This window comes from Maribacter sp. MAR_2009_72, from assembly GCF_007827235.1.
Lineage (GTDB): Bacteria > Bacteroidota > Bacteroidia > Flavobacteriales > Flavobacteriaceae > Maribacter > Maribacter sedimenticola.
The window spans coordinates 3,475,203-3,500,824 of the sequence record NZ_VISB01000001.1; the positions used below are offsets into that span (position 1 = coordinate 3,475,203).

Consider the following 25,622-nt stretch of genomic DNA (forward strand, 5'->3'; position numbering starts at 1 on the left):
TACAAATTGAAATGGAATTCATTTTAAGTCTTACCCGTTAAGGTAACTCTGTGAGGGATTGTTGACATGACCGTCTTTGGTGTATGTTCTGTACGTGAACCCCGGGTGAATACAATATGCACCTGTTTCTCCTTGCTTGTTTATGGCTATAAACCCAATTTGAAAATCTTGTTTGTCCTTGTTTTTGGCAATGATGCGTTTAACACCTTCCTCACAAGCCTCTTGAGGGGTTTTTCCCTGCCGCATGAGTTCAACGATAAGAAAGCTGCCTACGGTCCTGACCACTTCTTCACCTACCCCAGTCGCAGTTGCCCCGCCAACTTCATTGTCAATGAACAGTCCCGCTCCTATGATAGGGGAGTCACCAACCCTACCGGCCATTTTATAGGCCATACCGCTCGTAGTACATGCGCCAGCAATATCACCTTTAGCATCAATTGCCAGCATACCTATGGTATCGTGGTTTTCAATGTTGATAATTGGTTTATATTCAGAAGTTTTCTTCCATTCAAGCCAGTCTTGTTTTGCTTTCTCAGTAAGTAGATTGGTCTTTTCAAAACCTTGCTCGTATGCAAATTGTTCCGCTCCTTTGCCGGCCAGCATAACATGTGGGGTTTCTTCCATTACCTTTCTTGCCACGGAAATGGGATTGGCAATATTTTGCATGGCCAATACGGCACCGCAATTACCGTCCTTGTCCATAATACATGCATCTAAAGTAACCCTTCCGTCACGATCGGGACGACCGCCATTACCTACAGTATTGTTGTTGAGGTCATTCTCCTCTACCATAACGCCTTGGTGAACAGCATCTAACGAACTGCCGCCTTCCTGTAATACCTCCCAAGCCTTGGCCGTTGCATTTCCAAAATCCCAGGTACATATGGCAATAGGAACAGTTGGGACCTTACTTGGTAGGTTTACGGCCGTTTCCTCCTTGCAAGAGGCTAAAATTGGTGCAGATATGATACCTGCCGCTATTGTGCTGGAATTTCTTATGAACTTTCTTCTTTTCATGGTTTGGGTTCTTTACTTTTAGAGGCCTTAAATATAAGAATATGCTAGTAGAAGTTTGTGCAAATTCCTTGGAATCTGCCTTGATTGCGGAACGTGCTGGGGCAGACCGAATTGAACTTTGTTCAGAGCTTGCTGTAGGCGGATTGACACCTTCCTATGGATTGTTGAAAATGGTCAAGGAGCGGGTTTCCATTCCCGTTCATGTGTTGATACGTCCAAGAAGTGGCAATTTTTCATATACGGATGATGAACTCAATATTATGGTGACCGATATTAACTTGTGTGTTGAACTGGGGTTTTCTGGAATTGTCTCAGGGGTATTGCATCAAAATTTTAAAGTAGATGTTGAACGAACAAAAATATTGAAACAGGCTGCCGGTCATTTGAAATTTACCTTTCATAGAGCTTTTGACTGGGTGGAAAACCCTATAGAGGCAATGAGGCAATTGGAAGAATTGGAAATGGATTACGTGTTGACTTCAGGGCAGCAAAATTCTGCACCTAAAGGTCTACAGTTGTTATGCGATTTACAAAAACATAGTTCATGTATTGATATTATGCCCGGTTCAGGTGTCAATGCAGGTAATGTAAGCTTGTTCAAGGACCAAGGTTTTAAAGCCGTACACTTATCCGGAACCGCAATGGAAAAAAAACTGGATATAATTGCGCCTATAACCATGAATTCCAAATCTTTTTTAAGTGATGACCATGTGGCCGTGACCCAATTTAAAAATGTTCATGAAGTGGTGACCAAGGTTAAATAAAATTGAAATGAGCACGTATACCACTGTGATACGGATATCTTTGTAAAAAATAGAATTTATGGCACGATGGGTTATTTTTACCATATTATATGTAGCACTTAGCTTTTATGTACTGCAGGCCTTAAAAACAGTAACTAAGCAACCATGGTGGTCCTACCTGTATATTGCCATTTCTTTGGTGGTCATGGCCAATTTTATTTATCAATTTACGGTTGGTGAGGAAACAGGACGTGTCTTAAGTATTTCAAAGAGTTATGCATTTGGCTTGTTATTGACAGTGTTGACCTTCAATATTATTACCATATTATTTTTGTTTTCTGAGGATCTTTTCAGAATCTCTACCGGAATATATCAACGATTTTTTGGTGCAGGAAAGGAATTTGGACTTCCGGCACGCAGACGTTTCTTGAGCTTATTGGCTTTGGGCGTAGCCTCTATTCCCTTTGGGGCATTATTATATGGTATGTATAAGGGTAAATATAATTTTAAGGTATTGCGGTACACGTTGGAGTTTGATGATTTGCCGGAAAGTTTTGATGGTTATCAAATTACCCAAATATCTGATATTCATAGTGGTAGTTTTGATAATAGAAAGATGATCGAGTATGGTGTTGACCTCATCAATAAACAGAAAAGTGATGTGCTTTTGTTTACGGGGGATATGGTCAATAATATGACTTCTGAAATGTTGCCCTGGGCTGATCTCTTTGGTACATTAAAAGCAAAAGATGGTAAGTTTTCTGTATTGGGCAACCATGATTACGGTGATTACATTCCATGGGAAACGGAGGAGCTCAAAAGCAAAAATTTGGAAAATCTTAAAGAATTGCAGCGAAACATGGGCTTTGACCTTTTGTTAAACGAGCATCGTTATTTGCAAAAAGGGGAAGATAAAATTGCGTTGATAGGTGTGGAAAATTGGGGAAAGGGCGGTTTTAAGAAAGCAGGGGACCTTAAAAAGGCTTCTGCAGCAATAGATAAGGATGATTTTAAGATATTGATGAGTCATGATCCTTCGCATTGGGAGATGGAAGTCATCAATGACCCTTATCATTATCATCTTACCCTTAGCGGACATACCCATGGAATGCAATTTGGTATAGAAATACCAGGATGGGTAAAATGGAGCCCAGTAAAATGGCGCTACCCATATTGGGCAGGAATTTATAAGGAAATGGGTCAGTTCATAAACGTAAATAGGGGATTTGGATTCTTGGGCTACCCAGGAAGGGTTGGTATTTGGCCAGAAATTACCGTTATAACTTTACGAAAAAAGGCATTAACATGATTTTAACCCTTTTAAAGTCATACAAATAAGAAGTCAAGGATAATTTTTTAACAATTTTTATTACATTTGGCTAACATAGAAAAGCAATTTATATGTCCAAATTTGGAGAGCTTATAGATTTAAAAATACCGGTACTACTCGATTTTTATGCCGAGTGGAACGAGCAGTCTACATCTATGCACCCTGTGCTTAGAGATGTAGCGGCAGCTTTAGGGGATAAAGGCAAGGTGATCAAGATCGATGTGGATAAAAATAAGGAACTTTCCCAAGCCTTGCGCGTTAAAGGATTGCCTACATTAATGATCTATAAAAAAGGGGAAATGGTCTGGCGCCAAAGCGGTGAACAAGATGCCAATACCCTTATAGGTATTCTTAAGGAATACGTTTAGGAAGTTACTTACCAGTGTTAAAATGATACGATAAAGCTTTGGGCCATGCCCAAAGCTTTTATTGTTGTATGCTTAGATTAACCGTGTCCTCCAACATATCTGTTTTGGTGTTGTCCGGAACTATGGTGTCCGATATGGGAAGAGTGTCCGTCATATCTGGATCTCCTTGAATACTTTCCTCTAAAAGTTCCATACTATCCTCATCCTTGTAGAAATGCTGAAACTTATCAATGTATTCGTTAAAGATCAGGGTTTCTTTTTCAGCTAAGTCTTCCGTATCGTTCTGTATGATAATATCTATGTTTCTTCTGTAGGCTTCCATATCCGCGATAATATCATCAATGTTGCTATATTGTTCATCTACATTGGTAGAGGCATAATATTCCAGCCTTTCTTGATATTTTTTCTTTAAGACCTTAAAGTGTTCATACCCTTTTTTACTTTCGCCCACCTTATAATAACCATCTATAAATGGTTCTATTAATGTATAGTAGCCAAACTTGTCCACAGGCATATTCTGTAAGGAGATTTCAATGATTTCCTTAGCCTTGTCCATTTTGTTTTCCTTTATCAATGCTTCCATTAATCGTGCTAAATTGCCTCTAAATGAAACACTCTGAATACGGGTTTGTGTATCATGATAAATATCTCCTCCGGCATTGCCCCATTCCCATTTCTTGACAATGTCGTACATAAGATCAGTATCTATCCGTCCCAGTTCAAAAGCATTTGGACGTTCTGTGCGGATTGGAACTAATTTATAGGCAAGACCATCTAGTTGTAGGTAGTCCTTCATCCAAAGGTATTCTGCATCATCAAAACTACCCCCGGAAAAATAGAGCGGGCGTTTCCAATCATTGTTCGCAAGAATATCGAGCATCATCATGCTTTTTTTGGTAATGGCGCCAGGAAGGTCAATATCTATATAGTCTACGATTAAATCTGCATCTTTTTCCTTGACAAGACCTGAGTTCAACACATTCTGTTTATTCACTGGTACCCTTATTTTATTGGTAGGATAGTAAACCATATTTTGGGTATCCTCAGAATATTGACTTAAATCAGCACCATTTTGTTCAAACAAATACTTAAGTTTTGTACGTGGCTTATCACTATCGATCCAATTAATAAAGTCTTTGATCGGCCACCTGTTTTCCGTAATGCCTTGATGATATAGGACATCTCTTGAGCCCGTTCTATATTTCTCGTGTGAAATCTGAGAAGGGATTGGGTCACTTTCATAGGCTTTTTTCTTCATTTGGTCCACATACCAATCCGTTTCAAATAGACTGGTGCACACTATACGTACATCTGTCCTATAATTTTCAATTTCCTGGGCGTACCAAATAGGAAAGGTGTCATTGTCCCCTATGGTGAAAAGAATGGCCCCAACATCTTCCTGACACGAATCTAGATAGGCTTTAGCGGTACTGTTGGCGGTAAATCTATTAGATCGGTCATGATCGTCCCAATTTTGGACGGCCATTACCGTTGGTACGGCAAGTAGGCTTACAATAACTACGGCAGGTGCTAGTATTTTTGGGGTTACCCAATCTTTGAAACCATCATATAAACCGTAAACCCCGATTCCGATCCACAGCGCAAATACATAAAAAGAACCTACCAATGAATAATCTCTTTCCCTAGGTTGAAATATTCCTGGATTGGTATAGAACTGAATGGCCAACCCGGTAAAAAGAAAGAAAATCATAAGGACCCAAAATTGTTTTTTATCCTTGGAAACCTGGAAGACAATACCAATGATTCCTAAAAGCAATGGTAGAAAAAAATAGGTGTTCCTGCCAGGATTATTTTTAATATCACTAGGTAAATTATCTTGACTTCCCAGTCTTAGACTGTCTATAAAATTAATACCGCTTAACCAATTTCCGTTTTCATTATAACGACCTTGAACATCATTTTGTTTACCAACAAAGTTCCACATAAAGTAACGTAGATACATGTAATTGAACTGAAATTCTATCATGTATTCAATATTCTCCCATAGTGTTGGGGGCTGTACCTCAATGTATTCGTCAAATCTTTTAAGAAAACTAATGTATTGATCTGCTCCAATTTCCCCATTGGCAAATCCGGTCTTAACCTGTTCTGCCGCTTGCCGTAATTCTTGACTGGACTGGGTTACCCTAAAATCCAAAGCGCCAAAGTAACGCATATAGTTCTCCGCATTCTGAGGGCTCCACATTCTGGGCAACAACCCTTGGTGGTCAGGATTTGGGCCCTGAACAGCGTTTTTGTATTTGTTTACTATAATATATTTGCCCAGCGCATAATCCTTTTCATACTTGGGTTTGCCATCTTGGTCTTCCCCTGGAGGGGCAAACATATCTGAATAGTATGATCCGTAAACGGGACTATCTACCCCAGGATACTGTTCCCTATTATAATAGGCTAATAATGCCCTGGCATCTTCTGGGTTGTTTTCGTTGATCACCACGTTGGCATTTGCACGGATAGGCAACATTAGCCAAGATGAAAACCCAAGAAATAAGAACATAAGGCACAATACAATGGTATTAGCCGTTCTATAATTGTTCTTTCTGGTATAATTCAACCCAAAATAAAAGGCGGCAATGAACAATATACCTATTATAATCGATCCCGAATTAAAGGGCAATCCAATACTGTTGATAAAGAATACTTCTCCCCAACCAAATAGTTTCAAGACATAGGTCAACGAAAATTTATAAACAAGCATTAAAATGGCAATGACCACAATATTGGCGATCAAAAAATTCTTGACAGTCGTTTTTTTGTATGTTTTAAAGTAATATAGCAAGCCAATGGAGGGAATGGCCAAAAAGCCCATAAACTGAATTCCAAATGTTAGGCCAACAACAAATGATATTAAAACAATCCATCTATTGCCGCGAGGATCATCCAGATTATCCGTCCATTTTAAACCAAGCCATAATAACAAGGCCATAATGAAACTTGCCATGGCATATACTTCCGTCTCTACGGCATTGAACCAAAAACTATCTGAAAAGGTAAAGGCCAAAGAACCTACTATGGCACTCCCAAACACGGCAATAGCCTTACTGTTGGTAAAAGGGCCATCCTTATCGATCAACTTTCTGGTAATATTCGTTATGGTCCAGAACATGAACAAAATAGTAAAGGCACTGGAAACACCGGAAACCAAATTTACCATCATGGCCACTTTGCTAGGTTCAATGGCAAACATTGCAAAAAATGCGCCGATCATTTGCAATAAAGGTGCTCCTGGTGGATGTCCTACTTGAAGTTTTGCCGCTGTGGCTATATATTCCCCGGCATCCCAAAAACTATTGGTGGGCTCAACAGTAATATAATATGTAATTAGGGCAATGAAAAACACGGACCATCCTAATATGATGTCCCACTTATGATAGTTCTTTGAAAACATGAAACTTGGGTTAAACCTAAGTGGCGAATTTACTAATTAATATAGACAACTATAAACAATTTTTATAAACCTTTAACAGGGGTGTAATCAGATGTTTTTAATTTTTACCATAAAAAATGTTTGGTGAAACGAAACTTTGTTTTAAATTTGCAGCCTCTTAGAAGGTATTGGCCCATGGTGTAATGGTAACACTCCGGTTTTTGGTACCGTCATTCAAGGTTCGAGTCCTTGTGGGCCAACTAAGAAGTGTTTAAACCCGTTATCAAATTTGGATAACGGGTTTTTCTTTATGGTGCGGTAAATAATAAAATTTAGGAAGCTGTTTAAATATGTAAGTATTTTTGTACATTTAAACTGATAAGGTTACAAATTCATCGGAAAAGAAACTATTTCAATCACCGTATTTGTTAACTTAGCACCCTAAATTACTTGACCTTATGAACCTTTCCCCAAAAGTTTTAAAAATTATAATCGTTGTAATTATTGCTGGTTTTGGTATTGGAATTTACCTTCAAGATCTAAAGCATGAAGAGAGTACCACACATGCGTGGAAGGCCAACAGGTATAATTTGGATCGGTTCAACAAAATAATGGAGTATAATAGTAAGATGAACGCTACCAATTGGAAAGTGTTTAGGGATAGTATTGATCAACAATTAGATACCCTTATGATTTTACGATTTAGAAAGGAAGTGGATAGTTTAGGGGAAGCAGAACTTCAGGCGCTTAATGAAAGACAGGAAGTTCAGGCTTCTTATTTGTCTGAATAATACTTTTGATAGGTATTATTTTAGCGTCCCGCTTTTATTTCCCATATCTTTTCTTGTAGTGGAATCTATGATTTGTTCACCAGGTCCTTTTTCGGAAATTTCCTTTTTATTTTCCATTTGATTTTCGCGGATAATATCCTCGGTAAGATTGCGGTCTACTATTTCTTCATCAATTTCATCTAATAAAGTCCCAATTTTTTGTTTGTCCTTTATCATGGCCCATGTCATAATCAAACTTGTGGCAATAATCACAAAGAGTAGTATGCCAGATTCAAAACCATCTACTTGTGCTTCTGAGGGTATGGCATAGAACAATAGAACGGTAATTAATCCCCTGGGTGCTATAAATAATTGAGGCAGGATGTCTTTTCTTATAAACACAAATAACAACAAATATCTAATTCCATAGATAGATATTATGATCAATAAACTTACAAAAGCAACGTTTAAACTTAATAGGGAAGAAAGTACAATGGTGACTCCAAAGATGACAAAAAAGAATGTGCGGATCACAAAAGCGGTCTCTAAGGTTATAATATGTAGTTCGTGATATATCTGCTTCATTCGCTCAGATTCGAGAAAAATTTTGGTTTTGCCAGGGAAAAATAATTTCACGTTTTTAACGATAAGTCCAAAGACCAAAATGATGATCAAAGAGGACAAATGCATTTTTTTGCCAATAGCATACAAGAGAAGCAAAACAGCTATAAGTAAAAAAAGTTTGGCCTGACTTTGAATTCGCTGAAATATTAGGATAATAGCATAACTGGCAACTAAAGCAATAACAATGGTTAGTGCTAAATTCCATGCAAAACCAACGGCCCCTTGATCTTCGGTAGGATTCAGTTTGCCGGTTAAAAAGTAAAACATCATTATTCCTATAATATCGGAAAAAGTACTTTCGTAGATATGAAACTCTTTTTTCTTTTCTTTAAGCCCGCCTACACTAGGGATTATGATTGCACTGGAAAGAATAGATAAAGGAGTTGCATAAAGCCAGGCAGATTGCATGGTCATATTAGGAATAAATTGATGTAAAATCAAAGCGGCAACATAGGCAGAAGCTATAAGGCCTAATACCGCAATGACCATTGATTTGAGAATGGGCCAGAATTTCTCCCGTTTGAGTTCTAGTTCCAACGCCGCCTCCAGAACGATCATGATCAATCCTATTGTTCCCAATATCTTTAAACTGCCAATAAAATCTGGGACCGAGCCAAACAAAAATTGTAGGGTTAGGTTTAAGATTATCCCAAGAAGAATTAGCAGTAATACGGAAGGTATATTTGTTTTCTTGCTGATAATATTAAACCAAAAAGATGCAATGACTATGATGGATGCTGTAATAATAAAATCGTAAGTGGTTAGTGTTTCCATAGGTAATAATGTAGGTTAAAGGTAAAGATTTAATGGGAATGTTAAATTCTGATTCGATGTAAGTTCGGTATATTTTTTGATGTAATTTTAAGGAAAATCAGTGTTAATTTTTGAAATTCTTGCCGATATGAGAAAAATATTATTGCCTATTTTAATAGCAAGCTTTGTTCTTTTAAGTTTTGTCCCATACAGTACAAATGCTCCTCTTCCACAAAAAATGAATGAGCTGATAGAGCATCTAAAATATTATGGTCATTTGGCCAATGAGCGCACCATTGTGCATACGGATAAGGATTATTATGTTAAAGGGGAAACAATTTGGTTCTGTGTTTTTATGACCAATGGTTTAAGCAATAAGGAAAAACCGTATAGTGGGGTGGCTTATGTAGAAGTGGTTAATGAGAATGGGGATGTTGTGGATAAAAGAAAATTGAAGGTATCGGACAATGGGGCTTATGGAGATGTGTCCATTACCAATAATTGGAATACAGGTAAGTATTATATAAGGGCATTTACCAAATTAATGCTTAATAATGAACATCCAAGAATTCAAGTAAAGCCTATTGTTGTACAAAACGAAACGAGTATTAACCTTGGGCAAAAAAATGGCAATCTTGATCATGGAGTGGATATTGATGTGCGGCCGGAAGGTGGATCTTTTGTAAGTGGTTTGGTTGCTGCCGTTGGGGTTAAAGCCGTAAATGGTATTGGGGGAAAGCTTGCGGATAGTGGTGTTATAATTGATGATCAAGATAATGTAGTAACCAATTTTGAGTTGGTATCTCCCGGTTATGGAAAAGCTTACTTCACTCCACTTAGTAATAAATCTTATAGCTTAAGAATAAATTCTGGAGATCAAGTTTACGAAAAGAAGCTGCCGGAGGTTATAAGTAAAGGGTATGGTTTACATGTAAAGGAAGGGTCAGATTATATTGTGGTGCGCGTAGCTGGCACAAATGAAAAGGAGCTAGAAAAAAGTGTACTCTTGGCGCATAAAGGGGAAACTCCATTATCGGTATATCAATTGGGTGAAAAAAGCGGAAACACGGAAAAACTTTTTAAAATAGCTAAAAAGGATTTGGGTAATGGTATTGTGTCTTTTTCACTTTTTGATCAGCTTGGTAATGCCAAATGTCAGCGCTCATTGAATTTAATAGGTGATTTTGGTGCTGTTGGTTTAACGCTCGATAAGGAAACTTATCGTAGTGGTGAGCCCATTATGTTGGGTATTGAAGGTGCGGACTATTTATGGGGTAATGTTTCATTGTCCGTAGTATCAAGAGATAGGATTATTGAAAATAAAGAAGTAGCGGGTTTGCAAATGAGCACCTTGGGTAATTCATTGGCAACGGCAACACAAATGAAAGGGTCTGGGGATTTAAGCGAGTTACAGTTGAAAGAGGCCGTGGACGCCATGATGATATTGGATAATAATTATAAAGTAGATTGGGAAAAAATAAAGGAATTTAAGATAGATGAGGTGGTGCATAGGCCGGAACTTGGTATAATGGTGTCAGGAAATGTCGGGTTGAAAAATGCTGTAAATGCGTCAAAATCCTCCGTATCCTTAACAGGTAACGGAGGGTCACTTTTTCAGGAAAGTAGTATAACAAATGCTATGGGCGATTTTGAATTTGGACCCTATGTTTTTTATGATTCATTAAACGTATTGGTACATGTAAATAAAGTAGGTGCGGGAAAATTACCAAAAGATGCGTTGGAAATAGATATTTTTGATACCTGGCCTGCTGTCAGTACAATGCGTTCATCAAACAAGGGCGGCATTATTGGCGAAGGTCAAAGGAATGCTGGGCAAAACTTGTCAGATAAATTGATGGACATCAATGACGAAGTAACTGTGTTGGAAGAGGTGGTTGTTGAGTCAGATGCTTGGTCAGAACAAATTGCGCGTGATAAGGAATACAATAAGTTAACCCCTTATTTTTCTTATAATAACCGTATAGTTGCAGATTCATTGAAATACAAATTAGGGGCAGTAAGTGCTCTTGATCTCTTGATGCAGACTCCGGGCGTGAATGTAAGCGGTATTTATCCCAATCAAAGGGTTTTGGTTAGGGGCGTTGGTACGATCAGTGAATCCATAGACCCTCTTTTTCTAATCAATGGTGCTCCAACCTCTGCTGATGCCGCTAAACAATTACTTGCAGAGGAAATTATGTTTGTAGATGTTATAAAAGGTGCCAGTGCAGCCGCTTTTGGAGGTAGGGGAGGTAATGGTGTCATTGCATTCTATACCAAGAGGGGGAATTATAATAATTCCGCATCTGTCGGGCCTGTTAATTGGGTCAATGCCACAATTCCTGGTTTTTCCAAGGCAAATGAATTTATGGACTATCGTTCTAAAGGCCATATCAATAACAATGGTGAGGTGTTGTATTGGGTGCCCAATGTAGCGGTAAAGGATAATTCCTTAATCGAAATAGATACAAAAGAGGCAATTGGGGGGTATTCTATTGTTCTGCAAGGATTAGATCAAAATGGTAATCCTTTGCGGTTAGAGAAAACGATTGAAATTATTGAATGATTGTGATTGAAAATTAGGACATTAATCCTAAAAAATATTATATTTGCAGTGCTGAAAGGATATAAAGGTATTCATGAGGGGACAATTAGTCCCCTCTTTTATTACTTATTATTTATGCTAAAGGAAAAAGTAAAGGAGTTATTGGAACTAGGTCTAAAGGAAGACCCTTCATTGTTTTTAATAGATTTTACAATGGGGGCCGATAATAGTATACATGTGGTTATTGATGGAGATCATGGTGTTACGGTAAGTGATTGTATAAAGATCAGCCGCGCCATTGAGCATAACCTAGATCGTGACGAGCATGATTTTTCCCTAGAGGTGGCATCGGCAGGAGCGGCTTCGCCATTGGTGATGCCCCGCCAATATTTAAAAAATATTGGAAGAAAACTTGAAGTAAGAACCAATGATGATAAATTTGAGGGTAATTTAACTGCCGTTAATGAAAATTCTATAGTTTTAGAGTGGAAGGCTAGAGAACCTAAGCCAATAGGAAAAGGAAAGGTTACCGTTCAAAAAAAAGAAGAAGTAAATTTTTCAGATATTATTAAAGCAAAAGTTGTATTAAAATTTTAATTGTAATTACCAATGGAAAATATTGCGTTAATTGAATCTTTCTCAGAGTTTAAGGACGATAAGTTCATAGACAGGGTAACACTAATGGCCATTTTGGAAGATGTTTTTAGAAATGCGCTAAAAAAGAAATTTGGTTCAGATGATAACTTTGATATCATTATTAACCCAGATAAAGGAGATTTGGAAATTTGGCGTAACCGTGTTGTGGTAAACGATGGTGAGGTTGAAGAGCCCAATGAGGAAATTTCCTTGTCAGAAGCTCGTAAGATAGAGCCGGATTTTGAAGTTGGTGAGGATGTTTCAGAAGAGGTTAAATTAATTGACTTGGGAAGAAGGGCTATTTTGGCATTAAGGCAAAACCTAATTTCTAAGATTCATGAGCATGACAATACTACCATATATAAGCACTTTAAAGATTTGGAAGGTGAAATATATACGGCAGAAGTACATCATATTCGCCATAAGGCTATAATTTTGTTGGATGACGAAGGCAATGAAATCGTTCTTCCAAAAGATAGGCAGATACCATCGGATTTTTTCCGTAAAGGCGATAATGTTAGGGGTATTATTGAAAGTGTTGAACTGAAAGGCGCAAAACCGACCATTATCATGTCAAGAAGTTCTCCCAAATTCTTGGAGCAGTTGTTTTTCCAAGAGATACCGGAAGTATTTGACGGTTTGATCACGGTTAAAAAGGCGGTTCGTATACCAGGGGAAAAAGCTAAAGTGGCAGTAGATTCCTATGATGACCGTATTGACCCTGTTGGTGCTTGTGTAGGAATGAAAGGATCTAGGATTCATGGTATTGTCCGTGAGCTGGGGAACGAAAATATAGATGTAATCAACTGGACGGCAAACCCACAATTGTTGGTTACCAGGGCTTTGAGCCCAGCTAGAGTGTCTTCTGTAAAGTTGAACGAGGAAAAAAAGACCGCTCAGGTTTACCTTAAACCAGAAGAAGTTTCCAAAGCTATTGGTAGGGGAGGACATAATATTAGATTGGCAGGTCAGTTGACAGGTTATGAGATAGATGTTTTCCGTGAAGGAGTTGAGGAAGATGTGGAATTGACCGAGTTTTCAGATGAAATAGATGCTTGGATCATAGAGGAATTCAAGAAGATAGGTATGGATACCGCACGTAGCGTTTTAGAACAAGATGTTAGTGATTTGGTAAAGCGTACTGATCTTGAGGAGGAAACAATTGTTGAAGTTGTTCGCATCCTAAAAGAAGAATTAGAAGATTAGCTATATATTAGCACTTAAATAAAAGAACGGGAATCAGTATTTATGGCAGACAATGCGAAAATAAGGCTTAATAAAGTTCTTCGTGAACTTAATATTTCCTTGGATAGGGCAGTGGACTTTCTAAACGGAAAAGGACATGATGTGGAAGCTAGGCCTACCACTAAAATTTCTGATGATGTTTATCAAGTTTTGCTTGACGAGTTCCAGACGGACAAGAGTAAAAAAGTTGCATCTAAGGAAGTAGGAGAGGAAAAGCGGAAAGAGAAAGAGGCAATTAGGGTACAACTGGAAAAGGAACAAGATGATCGTCGCTTGGCCCGTGAGCGTAGAAATGCCGAATCAGAAGAGTCGACCTTGGTAGGAAAAGTTGAACTTGCCGGGCCTAAGATGGTCGGTAAGATTGATCTGAATCCTAAAAAGAAGAAAGAGGAGCCTGCTAAGGATGTTCCAAAAACCGAAGCAAAGGCAGAAGTTAAGCCTGAAGCAAAAGAAGAGGTTCAAAAAACTGAAAAGGTTGAGGTAGAAAAGCCAAAAGAAGCTCCCGTAGCCAAAAAAGAAGAGGTCAAAAAAGACGAACCGAAGGCAGAAACGCCTAAGGTAAGTGAATCCAAGAAAGAAGAAAAAGCTGAAACTGCAAGTGAAGCTAAGGATGCGGGAACGGCAGAGCCAGAAGCTCCCGTTACCATAGAGACTCAATATCAAAAATTATCAGGTCCTAAAATTGCTGGCGCTAAAATCGATTTAAGTAAATTCGAAAAGCCCAAAAAGAAACCAGCGGATAAAAAACCTGCAGATAAATCTACCGATCGTAAGAAGAGGCGTAGAAGAATCGTTACAAAAAATACATCTGGTCCGGGTGGAGGTCAATCAAGACCATCCAATACTACAGGGGATCGTAAAGGTAGAGGTAGATTTGCCCCTACCGCCAAAGTGGAGCCTACGGAAGAAGATGTTCAAAAGCAAGTACGTGAAACCTTGGAGAAGCTGCAAGGCAAGTCCAAAAAAGGTAAAGGTGCTAAATATAGAAGAAGTAAAAGAGATCAACACCGTGAGCAAACGGAAAAGGATCTTGAAAAACAAGAATTAGAGAATAAGGTACTTAAGGTTACCGAGTTTGTTACGGCTACGGAAGTTGCTACAATGATGGGGGTTTCTACAACAGAAATTATTTCTGCCTGTATGTCCTTAGGTATCATGGTGACCATGAACCAGCGTTTAGATGCGGAAACGTTATCTATCGTAGCAGAGGAATTTGGATATGAAGTGGATTTTGTAACCGCAGATATAGAAGAAAGTATTGTTGAGGAGCCAGATGCTCCTGAGGATTTGAAGCCTAGGGCTCCGATCGTGACCGTAATGGGGCACGTGGATCACGGAAAAACCTCTCTTCTGGATTATATTAGAAAGGAAAACGTAATTGCGGGTGAAAGTGGAGGTATTACCCAGCACATTGGTGCTTACGGGGTTACCTTGGAAAATGGGGAGCGTATTGCGTTCTTGGATACACCTGGTCACGAGGCGTTTACCGCAATGCGTGCAAGAGGTGCACAAGTAACGGATATCGCTATAATCGTAATTGCAGCTGATGACGATATAATGCCGCAGACTAAGGAGGCCATAAGCCATGCGCAAGCAGCTGGCGTACCTATTGTTTTTGCAATTAATAAAATCGATAGACCAACCGCAAACCCTGATAAGATTAAGGAAGGCTTGGCACAAATGAATTTATTGGTAGAAGATTGGGGTGGTAAAATTCAATCGCATGATATTTCTGCCAAGACAGGTCTAGGGGTCAAGGAATTATTGGAAAAAGTATTGTTGGAGGCTGAAATATTGGAGCTGAAGGCAAATCCTGACAAACTGGCCAGTGGAACAGTCGTTGAGGCTTACTTGGATAAAGGTAAGGGGTATGTATCAACGGTCTTGGTACAGGCAGGAACCCTTAAAATAGGGGATTATGTACTAGCCGGTACCACCAGTGGTAAAATTAAGGCCATGCAAGATGAGCGTGGTAATGCGGTAACGGAAGTTGGTCCTTCTAGGCCAATATCCATTCTTGGTCTTGATGGAGCATCGCAGGCCGGTGACAAGTTCTATGTATTGGAAGATGAACGTGAAGCAAAACAAATTGCATCTCGTAGATCACAGTTACAAAGGGAGCAATCCGTTAGAACGCAACGTCATATAACACTAGATGAAATTGGTAGAAGAATTGCATTAGGTGAATTCAAGGAACTTAATATTATCCTTAAGGGTGATGTGGACGGTTCGGTTGAAGCGCTTACAGATTCGTTCCAAAAGTTATCTACGGATGAAATCCAAGTAAATATCATTCATAAGGCGGTAGGACCAATTACGGAATCTGATGTACTTCTTGCATCTGCATCAGACGCGGTCATAATAGGGTTTAATGTAAGGCCAATGGGTAATGCCAAGGCCATTGCAGAAAAAGAGGAAATAGATATCCGTATGTATTCCATTATTTATGCGGCAATCAATGACCTTAAGGACGCAATGGAAGGCATGTTGTCCCCGGAAATGAAAGAAGAGATAACCGGTACGGCAGAAATTAGGGAAACATTCAAGATTTCCAAAATTGGAACCATTGCAGGTTGTATGGTAACCAGTGGTAAGATATTTAGAAATTCCAATATTCGTTTAATACGTGATGGCGTGGTAATTTATACCGGTACATTAGCATCGTTGAAAAGATTCAAGGATGATGTTAGGGAAGTTTCCAAAGGCTATGACTGTGGACTTCAGATCAAGAACTACAATGATATAGTAGAAGGAGATATAGTAGAAGCGTTCCAAGAGGTAGCTGTTAAAAAGAAACTGAAATCAAAATAAGTAAAACTACATGTTAATGTGTAGTTTGGATATAAAAAAATCGACCTATTTGGTCGATTTTTTTGGTTTTAAAAGCATGGCGTCGGGATACTTTATCCGTACTTCATTAAATTTTCGTTCCGCATCCAATTTAGATGTAAATCGGCCTACCCGTACTCTGTAGGTTGGTGAATCAAAATCTATTTTAGAAACCAAGTCTGGAAAATCTTCCTCTACATTTGCCTTTATTTTTTGGGCCTTTGCATAATCGCCAAAACCTACTTGAATTCTGTAATATTCGTTATGGCTCAACGAAGATTTGTAAATTTCCAACAATTGGTCAATTTTCTCATCTTGTTGAATGTTTACCTTGGCACCTTGTGAATAGCCAAATTGAGCTAAACCTGCCAAAAGTACTATGGTATAAAGTGTTTTCATAACCTATTAAATCATTTTATTTTGAATAGACACAAAAGTAATTTATTAAGGATCAAACAAATAAATCAAAGGTTATTTAGAATATTTCTAAATTGTAAATTATAAATACATTAACATTTTGCAAATAAAGTCTATGTCGTATTTTTGTCTCCGATTTAGGCATTTGATGGATATTAATAGGTTTCATCTATGACCAAAATCATGCCAAGATTCCGATAGAAATATTCGATATATGAAAAAGGTTCCATACCGAAATCAGTTTTCTAAAATTTTAGGACTTACCCTAATAGCTTTTTTGTTTTATACTGTTCCCGCTACCGCGCAAGATGATGCTTCTGGCGAAGTTGCCGCGGCGGATGCTGGAGATGCTAAAAAAGGCAAGGCGTTGTTCAACCAGAATTGTGCCGCTTGCCATGCATTAAACCGTAAAATGACTGGTCCTGCCTTGGCCAATGTAGAGGCAAGGCTGAGTGAAGAAGAAGGGCTGGATAAAGAGTGGTTGTACTCTTGGATCAAAAATAGTCCGGGAATGATAAAATCCGGAGACCCTTATGCCAATAAGGTCTATGCGGAATATAACCAAGCGGCAATGACTGCTTTTCCTACGTTGACCAATGAGGATATTGATAATATACTGGCCTATACTGCCGCACCTCCTCCTGCAGCACCTGCCGCCGCGGCTGGAGCAAGTGATGGGGCTTCTAGTACAGCTGCTCAGGCTGGAGGAGTGTCCAATGAAATTATATTGGGTGCCTTAGTACTGGTTTTCGGGTTATTGGTCGTGATGTTATTGTTGGTGAACAAGACCTTGCAAAGAATTGCCCAAGCCAATGGGGTAATCGTTGAAAAGGAAAAAGCGGAGAAAGGTTTGCCATTGTGGAAGGCTTTTGCCAAAAACCAATTTTTGGTATTGGTGACCGCAATATTATTGTTGTTGGGGAGTGCATATTTTGCTTATGGTTGGATGATGCAAGTTGGCGTTGATCAAGGGTATGCTCCAATTCAACCTATACATTACTCGCATAAAATACATGCAGGTGACAATAAAATAGAGTGTAAATATTGTCACTCATCCGCTAGGGTGTCAAAACATTCCGGTATTCCTTCCTTAAATGTATGTATGAATTGTCATAAATCTATTTATGAATATACGGGCAATCCAGAAGGACCTTCGCAAGAAGATTTGGAAAACGGGTACACGAACGAGTTTTATACCGGGGAAATAAAAAAATTGTATAAAGCTGTTGGTTGGGATGAAACAAACCAAAAATACACTGGTGAGAGCCAGCCTGTAGAATGGGTGCGCATACACAACTTGCCAGATTTTGCATACTTCAACCACTCTCAACATGTTTCTGTTGCCGGGGTAGAATGTCAAACTTGTCACGGACCAGTTGAGGAAATGGAAATTATGTATCAATATTCTTCGTTGACAATGGGTTGGTGTATTGATTGTCATAGGGAGACCAATGTAAAGGTCGAAGGAAACGAATACTATGAGAAAATCCATGCTGAACTTTCCAAGAAATATGGGGTTGATAATTTAACGGCTGCGCAGTTGGGCGGTCTGGAATGTGGAAAGTGTCATTATTAATAATAAATTAAAGAAGCTAATTACAGATAATACGTATGGCATCAAACAAAAAATATTGGAAAAACGAAGCGGAGTTAAATCCTGATGATTCCATTGTTGAGGCGCTTAAACAGAACGAATTTGTAGAGCAGATTCCGGTTGATGAATTCTTGGGCGATAAGGAAACTTTAGCTACAACGAATACAAACCGTAGGGATTTCTTGAAATATGTCGGTTTTAGTACAGCTGCAGCTTCATTGGCTGCATGTGAGGGTCCGGTTACGAAATCAATACCTTACGTTGTTCTTCCGGAGAACATTGTTCCTGGTGTGGCAAATTATTATGCGACCACTATTGCCAATGGTTTTGATTTTGCAAGTATCTTGATAAAAACCCGTGAAGGTAGACCCATTAAGGTAGAGAATAATACCTTGGCCAAGGTTGGTGGTGCTGCAAATGCAAGAATACAGGCATCTGTACTTTCTTTATATGACAGTACAAGATTGCAAGGGCCAATGGCAAATGGGGAAGCTGTAGAATGGAATGTGCTAACGGCAACATTGAAATCCAAATTGGGTGCTTTAAATGGTTCTTCAAAGAAGATTGCTTTGCTGACACAAACATATGCTAGTCCTTCAACGGATCGACTTATTGCTGAGCTACAAGCTTCTAATGGGAATATTGAGCATATAGTATATGATGCAATATCTGAAGATGCTGCATTGACCGCTTTTGAGGCTAAATACGGAGAGCGTGCTTTGGCTGATTATGATTTTGAAAAAGCGGAATTGATTGTATCTTTTGGTGCTGATTTCATTGCGGATTGGCAAGGTGGAGGATATGATGCAGGTTATTCTAGAGGGCGTGTACCCAAAAAGGGTAAAATGTCACGTCACGTGCAATTAGAGGCCAATATGTCCTTGACGGGTGCAAATGCGGATAAGCGTATTCCTTTGAAACCAAGTGCTCAAAAAATTGTTCTTGCCAAATTATATGGTAAGTTGAACGGTACCAATGTTGGAGGCAATACTTCTGAATATGATGCTGCTGTAGATAGTCTGGCTGCGGAAATTAAAAAAGCCGGTTCCAATGCTGTTGTAGTTACAGGTTTGGATGATGTAAATGCCCAGGCTGTAGTACTGGCAATAAATGAAATGTTGAGTAGTAAAGCTTTTGATGCTACTGCTCCAAAATATATAAGACAAGGTAGTGTTAAGGCCTTGAATTCTTTGATTTCCGATATGAAATCCGGTAGGGTCGGAGCATTGATTATGGATGGTGTAAATCCATTGTACTCACTGCCTAACGCTGCAGATTTTAAAGAAGGCCTAGAAAAAGTTGATCTTTCAGTTGCGTTTACTTCCAATTGGAATGAAACTGCGGAGGCCGTACAATATGTTGCTGCATCTAACCATTACTTGGAGTCTTGGGGTGATATAGAAATAAAAAAAGGTCATTATAGTTTAATGCAACCTACTATTAAGGAATTGTTTGATACCAAGCAATTCCAATCGGTTCTATTAGAACTATTAGGTAGTGAGCAAACCTATTATGAGTATATTAAGGAAACATGGTCCTCGTCTATTTTAAATGGTGCTAACTGGAACCAAGCGTTACAAGATGGTGTTTTCATAGGAAATGGTGAGGTTGACGACAATGATGAGTCTCAATCTAATACATTGATCGGTGGTGATGCCGTTGTTTCCAATACATCTTCAATTTCTACCGCCGTACGTAGTCTTGCAAATACTACCGGTGACGGTATGGAGCTTACATTGTATTCAAAAGTAGGTATGGGTGATGGCCAGCAGGCAAGTAATCCTTGGTTGCAAGAGTTTCCTGATCCAATTACAAGGGTGTCTTGGGATAATTATGTTACAATTTCAAAAGCTGATGCCGTTGAGTTGGGCGTAGAAAATGTAAATGTTGCCAATGGCGGAATGGATGGTAACTATGTTAAACTTACCGTTAATGGCGTTAGTTTGGATAAGGTCCCTGTGGTCGTTCAGCCAGGGCAGGCTAAGGGTACGGTAGGTCTTTCTTTTGGTTATGGTAAAACTGTAGGTTTAAAAGAGGAAATGAAGACCGGTGTCAACGCCTTTGCACTATATGACGGCTTTAATGCACATCAAACCGTTAGTGTGGAGAAAGTAGCCGGTAACCATGAATTTGCCTGTATTCAATTGCATAAAACCCTTATGGGTAGAGGGGATATTATAAAGGAAACTACCTTGGAAATATTCAATACTAAAGATCATGCGGAATGGAACGAAGTTCCTGTGGTTTCTTTAGACCACCAAGAGGTTCCTGCAACGTCAGTAGATCTTTGGGATAGCTTTGACCGTACTATTGGCCACCATTTTAATATGTCAATAGATTTGAATGCATGTACCGGTTGTGGGTCTTGTGTTATTGCATGTCATGCAGAGAATAATGTACCTGTTGTTGGTAAAGCTGAAGTAAGAAAGTCAAGGGATATGCACTGGTTGCGTATTGATAGGTATTATTCCTCTGAAGAAACATTTGAGCAGGATAATATCAAAAAGGACGAATTTGATGGCTTAAGTGGTGAAAAAGGTTCGTTGGGTGGTTTTGGTGAATTGGAAGATCCTTCCGCTAATCCTCAGGTTGCTTTTCAACCTGTAATGTGCCAACATTGTAACCATGCTCCATGTGAGACAGTATGTCCCGTGGCGGCAACATCACACGGTAGACAAGGTCAGAATCAAATGGCATATAACAGATGTGTGGGTACAAGATATTGTGCAAACAACTGTCCTTATAAAGTACGAAGGTTCAACTGGTTCCTGTACAATAACAATGATGAGTTCGACTTCCATATGAACAATGATTTGGGTAAAATGGTATTGAACCCAGATGTAAACGTTCGATCTAGAGGTGTTATCGAGAAATGTTCAATGTGTATTCAGAAAACACAAAAAACAATTTTGGATGCCAAGAGAGATGGTCGTGTAATCAAGGATGGAGAATTTCAAACAGCCTGTTCTTCCGCATGTAGTAATGGTGCTATAGTATTCGGTGACATTAACGACAAGGAAAGTAAAGTGGCGGAATTGAAAGAAAGTGACCGTATGTACCACTTACTGGAGCATATAGGTACCCAGCCAAACGTTTTCTATCATGTTAAGGTTAGAAATACCAACGAAGCATAAAAAAAATACTAGAAAGTAATTATAACAAAAGTCTATGGCGTCGCATTACGAAGCTCCTATACGAAAACCCCTAGTAATTGGAAACAAAGGCTACCACGATGTAACAGTGGATATTGCTGCTCCTGTTGAGGGAAGGGCAAATAAGCATTGGTGGATAGTTTTCTCTATTGCCCTAGTGGCATTTTTGTGGGGAGTAGGTTGTATAATTTATACGGTCTCTACCGGTATCGGTACATGGGGACTTAACAAAACTGTAAACTGGGCTTGGGATATCACCAACTTCGTATGGTGGGTTGGTATTGGTCATGCCGGAACCCTAATTTCTGCGGTACTGTTGTTGTTCCGTCAAAAATGGAGAATGGCCATTAACCGTTCTGCAGAGGCAATGACGATTTTCTCGGTAGTACAAGCAGGTTTGTTCCCTATTATTCACATGGGTCGCCCTTGGTTGGCTTACTGGGTACTTCCAATTCCAAACCAATTTGGATCTCTTTGGGTGAACTTTAACTCCCCTTTACTTTGGGACGTTTTTGCGATCTCAACTTATTTATCCGTTTCATTGGTTTTCTGGTGGACAGGTTTACTTCCAGATTTTGCTATGATACGTGATAGGGCTGTTTTGCCTTTTCAAAAGAAGATATATAGTCTATTAAGTTTTGGATGGAGCGGTCGTGCAAAAGATTGGCAACGATTTGAAGAGGTTTCATTGGTCCTGGCCGGTCTAGCAACTCCTTTGGTACTATCCGTACATACTATTGTATCATTTGACTTTGCTACATCTGTAATACCTGGTTGGCATACCACGATTTTTCCGCCTTACTTTGTTGCAGGTGCGATCTTCTCTGGGTTTGCAATGGTAAATACCTTGTTGATCATAATGAGGAAAGTATGTCATTTGGAAAATTACATTACTATTCAGCATATAGAATTAATGAATATCGTAATCATGTTAACCGGTTCTATTGTAGGTTGTGCCTATATTACCGAGTTGTTCATGGCGTGGTATTCTGGTGTGGAATATGAGCAATATGCATTCTTGAACAGGGCAACAGGACCTTATTGGTGGGCGTATTGGTCAATGATGACTTGTAACGTATTCTCTCCGCAGTTCATGTGGTTTAAAAAATTAAGAACCAGTATTATGTTCTCATTCTTCATATCTATTGTGGTTAACATAGGTATGTGGTTCGAAAGGTTCGTAATTATTGTAACATCATTACATAGGGATTATTTGCCATCTTCATGGACAATGTTCTCTCCAACGTTTGTGGATATCGGTATATTCATTGGTACCATAGGATTCTTCTTTGTATTGTTCTTGTTATATTCTAGAACCTTCCCTGTAATTGCACAGGCAGAAGTAAAGTCTATCCTGAAGTCGTCTGGGGAAAAGTATAAAACCTTAAGGGATGCGGGGAAACCGTTATATACGATTACACCTATGAAGAGAGAGATAGAAGAACCAATTACGGATAATGTACTTATGGGCGAGGTTGTACCGGCTGTTGGGGATAAGGTCGGGGTTTCTGATCTATTAAGTGCGGTAGGTAAGTTTGATGCAACCAGGGAGCAGCCAGATGATCTTAAAAAAGTGAAAGGTATTGGTCCGCAAATGGAAGCCACTTTAAACGAAATAGGAATATATACGTTTGCTCAAGTAGCTAGAATGACCGAACGTGAGTACGATCTGTTGGACTCTATTACAGGATCTTTCCCAGGAAGGGCACAACGTGATGATTGGGCAGGACAAGCAGCAATTTTATTAAATAACAAAAGATAAATATGGCATCTAAAGTTATACATGCTTTTTACGACGATGATGATGTTTTAATGCATGCCGTTAAGAAGGTTAAGGCAGCCAAACATCATATTGAAGAGGTATATTGTCCTTTTCCGGTACACGGACTGGACAAAGCAATGGGCTTGGCTCCTACAAGAATAGCTATCACTTCCTTTTTATACGGATGTGTGGGTTTAACGGTTGCCGTTCTTATGATGAATTATATCATGATAGAAGACTGGCCTCAAGATATTGGAGGTAAACCTAGTTTTAGCTATATAGAGAACATGCCGGCTTTTGTGCCTATTATGTTTGAATTAACGGTGTTTTTTGCAGCACACTTAATGGTAATCACGTTTTATTTAAGAAGTAGATTGTGGCCTTTTAAGGAAGCGGAAAACCCAGATGTTAGAACTACGGATGATCACTTTCTAATGGAAATTGAAATCCATGATAATGAGCAAGAACTAAAAGATTTATTGATGCAGACCGGTGCTGTTGAAATCAATATATCAGATAAAAACAGTCATTAAATATGAACAGTTTTAAGAGTGTAATATTAGTATTGGCGTTGGTCATATTGGCAACTTCTTGTCATGATAAAAGTGTTAGGAATTACCAATATATGCCAAATATGTATGAATCTGTAGGATATGAAACCTATGGAGAGGCAGATTTTTTACCAAATCAAGCGGAAGCTTTGGTGCCACCTGCAAACACGGTAAACCGTGGATGGTTGCCATATGAGATTGAGAATTCACCAGAAGGTAAGGAGTTGGCTAGATTACAGTCCAGCCCATTAGATTCCTTAAATACGGATGAAAACCTGGCTAAAGGTGGTCAATTATATACCATTTACTGTGCTATCTGTCATGGAGATAAGGGTGACGGACAAGGTACTTTGGTAAAAAGAGAGAAAATATTGGGTGTTCCTAGTTATGCAGATCCAGTAAGAAACGTTACCGTTGGTACTACCTATTATACAATTCATTATGGATTGAACTCAATGGGGTCATATGCTTCTCAAATGAATACTGAGGAAATGTGGCAAGTATCTGAATATGTAATGCAATTGAAACAAGATTTAACCAAATAATAGGTAAACAATACTATGTATACGTTTTCAAATAGACTTAAAATAGCTTCCATTATTCTAATGATCGTTGGTGCGTTAGGAATTGTTGGGGGATTCGTAATGGCTCCCGGAAGTATCGAAGAGGCGAAAGAAATGGTAGCAAGTCATGATGACGGTCATGGGGACTCCCATGCTGTGGAAGCTTCCCATGGCGGTACAACTAATGAACATGCTGTTGCAGAAGGACATGGTGAAGAACATGATGCTTCGCATGACCAGCATTTATTGGACCAATTAAAAAATAGACCTTGGGCGGCGTTATATGTTGCTGCATTCTTTTTCATGATGATATCATTAGGTGTATTGGCATTTTATGCTATACAGCGTGCAGCTCAAGCAGGTTGGTCTCCATTGTTATTTAGAGTAATGGAAGGTATTACCGCATACTTGGTTCCTGGTGGAATTATTGTATTCGTAATTTTATTATTATCTGTTCTTCATATGAATCATCTATTCATATGGATGGACGCTGATGTAGTTGCACACGATGCGTTATTACAGGGTAAATCTGGATATTTAAATCCTACTTTCTTTTTGATTAGAGCAGCTATATTTTTAGCGGGTTGGATTGGTTATAGAGAATATTCTAGAAAATTATCGTTAGCTCAAGATGAATCTGATGACAATTCCAATTTCAAGTTGAATTTTAGAATATCTGCCGCTTTCTTGGTGTTTTATTTGATTTCCGAATCAATTATGTCCTGGGATTGGATAATGAGCGTTGAACCACATTGGTTCAGTACATTGTTTGGGTGGTATATATTTGCAAGTATGTTCGTATCAGGTATTACGGTGATTGCCATGGTTACCATCTATTTAAAGTCCAAAGGTCTTTTGCCAGATGTTAATGACAGCCATATTCATGATTTGGCAAAATTTATGTTCGGTATCAGTGTATTTTGGACGTATTTATGGTTTTCGCAATTTATGTTGATTTGGTATTCCAATATTCCAGAAGAGGTAACTTACTACGTAACCCGTATTTCGGATTATAAATTGCCATTTTTTGGTATGATCGCTATGAACTTTTTGTTTCCTGTTCTATTATTGATGAACAGTGATTATAAAAGAATAAGTTGGTTCGTAGTTCTAACTGGTATTGTAATTTTGTGTGGACATTATATGGATATTTTTAATGCCATTATGCCTTCAACCGTTGGTGATCAATGGTTTATTGGAATTCCAGAAATTGGATCTGTTCTGTTCTTTGCCGGATTGTTCATTTTTTGGGTGTTCAGGGCTTTGGCCACTGCACCTTTACAACCAAAACGAAACCCTTTTATTGAGGAAAGTAAGCACTTTCACTATTAATAG

Annotated in this window: 18 protein-coding genes and 1 tRNA gene; 15 read left to right on the forward strand and 4 right to left on the reverse strand. The window is 38.8% G+C overall.

Annotation, left to right across the window (positions count from 1 at the left end):
• Positions 1 to 30: 30 nt before the first annotated feature.
• A complete protein-coding gene (locus JM81_RS14555; RefSeq protein ID WP_144804510.1) occupies positions 31 to 1,017 on the reverse strand; it encodes an isoaspartyl peptidase/L-asparaginase family protein in 987 nt (328 codons plus the stop codon).
• A gap of 41 nt (positions 1,018 to 1,058) precedes the next feature.
• Here JM81_RS14555 and JM81_RS14560 point away from each other — a divergent pair, with 41 nt between their 5' ends.
• From JM81_RS14560 to JM81_RS14570, 3 genes are all read left to right on the forward strand, one after another.
• Positions 1,059 to 1,781, forward strand: a complete 723-nt coding sequence (locus JM81_RS14560) for a copper homeostasis protein CutC (RefSeq protein WP_144804511.1) — start codon at positions 1,059 to 1,061, stop codon at positions 1,779 to 1,781.
• 58 nt (positions 1,782 to 1,839) lie between these two features.
• Positions 1,840 to 3,069 (forward strand): metallophosphoesterase, encoded by a 1,230-nt coding sequence (locus JM81_RS14565; protein ID WP_144804513.1) that lies wholly within the window; start codon positions 1,840 to 1,842, stop codon positions 3,067 to 3,069.
• A gap of 92 nt (positions 3,070 to 3,161) precedes the next feature.
• Entirely contained in the window at positions 3,162 to 3,458 is a 297-nt protein-coding gene (locus tag JM81_RS14570) for a thioredoxin family protein (RefSeq protein WP_089259318.1), read from the forward strand.
• 58 nt (positions 3,459 to 3,516) lie between these two features.
• Here JM81_RS14570 and JM81_RS14575 read toward each other — a convergent pair whose 3' ends face one another.
• Positions 3,517 to 6,867, reverse strand: a complete 3,351-nt coding sequence (locus JM81_RS14575) for a DUF2723 domain-containing protein (RefSeq protein WP_144804515.1) — start codon at positions 6,865 to 6,867, stop codon at positions 3,517 to 3,519.
• 168 nt (positions 6,868 to 7,035) lie between these two features.
• On the opposite strand from JM81_RS14575, the gene JM81_RS14580 reads away from it, so the two are divergent.
• Positions 7,036 to 7,106 (forward strand) — tRNA-Gln (locus tag JM81_RS14580).
• Positions 7,107 to 7,304: 198 nt separating this feature from the next.
• Complete coding sequence (locus JM81_RS14585) at positions 7,305 to 7,637, forward strand: hypothetical protein (RefSeq protein ID WP_186435586.1); 333 nt, start codon at positions 7,305 to 7,307, stop codon at positions 7,635 to 7,637.
• 15 nt (positions 7,638 to 7,652) lie between these two features.
• On the opposite strand, the gene JM81_RS14590 is transcribed toward JM81_RS14585, so the two are convergent.
• Entirely contained in the window at positions 7,653 to 9,014 is a 1,362-nt protein-coding gene (locus JM81_RS14590; protein ID WP_144804517.1) for a cation:proton antiporter, read from the reverse strand.
• Positions 9,015 to 9,141: 127 nt separating this feature from the next.
• On the opposite strand from JM81_RS14590, the gene JM81_RS14595 reads away from it, so the two are divergent.
• The 4 genes from JM81_RS14595 to infB all read left to right on the forward strand — a co-directional run bounded on the left by JM81_RS14595 (position 9,142) and on the right by infB (position 16,230).
• Complete coding sequence (locus JM81_RS14595) at positions 9,142 to 11,559, forward strand: TonB-dependent receptor plug domain-containing protein (protein ID WP_144804519.1); 2,418 nt, start codon at positions 9,142 to 9,144, stop codon at positions 11,557 to 11,559.
• 114 nt (positions 11,560 to 11,673) lie between these two features.
• Positions 11,674 to 12,135 carry a ribosome assembly cofactor RimP gene (gene rimP, locus JM81_RS14600; protein ID WP_089259326.1) on the forward strand — a complete coding sequence of 154 codons (462 nt, stop codon included), beginning with the start codon at positions 11,674 to 11,676 and terminating at the stop codon, positions 12,133 to 12,135.
• A gap of 12 nt (positions 12,136 to 12,147) precedes the next feature.
• On the forward strand, positions 12,148 to 13,380 hold the full coding sequence (nusA, locus tag JM81_RS14605; protein ID WP_089259328.1) for a transcription termination factor NusA: 1,233 nt from the start codon (positions 12,148 to 12,150) through the stop codon (positions 13,378 to 13,380).
• Between the two features lie 42 nt (positions 13,381 to 13,422).
• Positions 13,423 to 16,230, forward strand: a complete 2,808-nt coding sequence (gene infB / locus JM81_RS14610; RefSeq protein WP_089259329.1) for a translation initiation factor IF-2 — start codon at positions 13,423 to 13,425, stop codon at positions 16,228 to 16,230.
• Positions 16,231 to 16,275: 45 nt separating this feature from the next.
• Here infB and JM81_RS14615 read toward each other — a convergent pair whose 3' ends face one another.
• Positions 16,276 to 16,647 (reverse strand): SPOR domain-containing protein, encoded by a 372-nt coding sequence (locus JM81_RS14615; protein WP_089259330.1) that lies wholly within the window; start codon positions 16,645 to 16,647, stop codon positions 16,276 to 16,278.
• Positions 16,648 to 16,879: 232 nt separating this feature from the next.
• Here JM81_RS14615 and JM81_RS14620 point away from each other — a divergent pair, with 232 nt between their 5' ends.
• From JM81_RS14620 to JM81_RS14645, 6 genes are read left to right on the forward strand one after another with little or no spacing between them, the layout of a single operon-like run.
• Entirely contained in the window at positions 16,880 to 18,241 is a 1,362-nt protein-coding gene (locus tag JM81_RS14620; protein ID WP_144804520.1) for a c-type cytochrome, read from the forward strand.
• 35 nt (positions 18,242 to 18,276) lie between these two features.
• Positions 18,277 to 21,393: a TAT-variant-translocated molybdopterin oxidoreductase gene (locus JM81_RS14625; RefSeq protein WP_144804522.1), complete on the forward strand. Its 3,117-nt coding sequence runs from the start codon at positions 18,277 to 18,279 to the stop codon at positions 21,391 to 21,393.
• A gap of 34 nt (positions 21,394 to 21,427) precedes the next feature.
• The gene (nrfD, locus tag JM81_RS14630; RefSeq protein ID WP_144804524.1) at positions 21,428 to 23,173 is read left to right on the forward strand and encodes an NrfD/PsrC family molybdoenzyme membrane anchor subunit; all 1,746 of its coding nucleotides are present in this window, start codon (positions 21,428 to 21,430) and stop codon (positions 23,171 to 23,173) included.
• Positions 23,174 to 23,175: 2 nt separating this feature from the next.
• Complete coding sequence (locus JM81_RS14635; RefSeq protein ID WP_144804526.1) at positions 23,176 to 23,706, forward strand: DUF3341 domain-containing protein; 531 nt, start codon at positions 23,176 to 23,178, stop codon at positions 23,704 to 23,706.
• Positions 23,707 to 23,708: 2 nt separating this feature from the next.
• Positions 23,709 to 24,269, forward strand: coding sequence for a c-type cytochrome (locus tag JM81_RS14640; protein ID WP_179213126.1), 561 nt, complete (start codon positions 23,709 to 23,711; stop codon positions 24,267 to 24,269).
• A gap of 15 nt (positions 24,270 to 24,284) precedes the next feature.
• Positions 24,285 to 25,619 carry a quinol:cytochrome C oxidoreductase gene (locus JM81_RS14645; RefSeq protein WP_144804528.1) on the forward strand — a complete coding sequence of 445 codons (1,335 nt, stop codon included), beginning with the start codon at positions 24,285 to 24,287 and terminating at the stop codon, positions 25,617 to 25,619.
• The last annotated feature ends 3 nt before the right edge of the window (positions 25,620 to 25,622 follow it).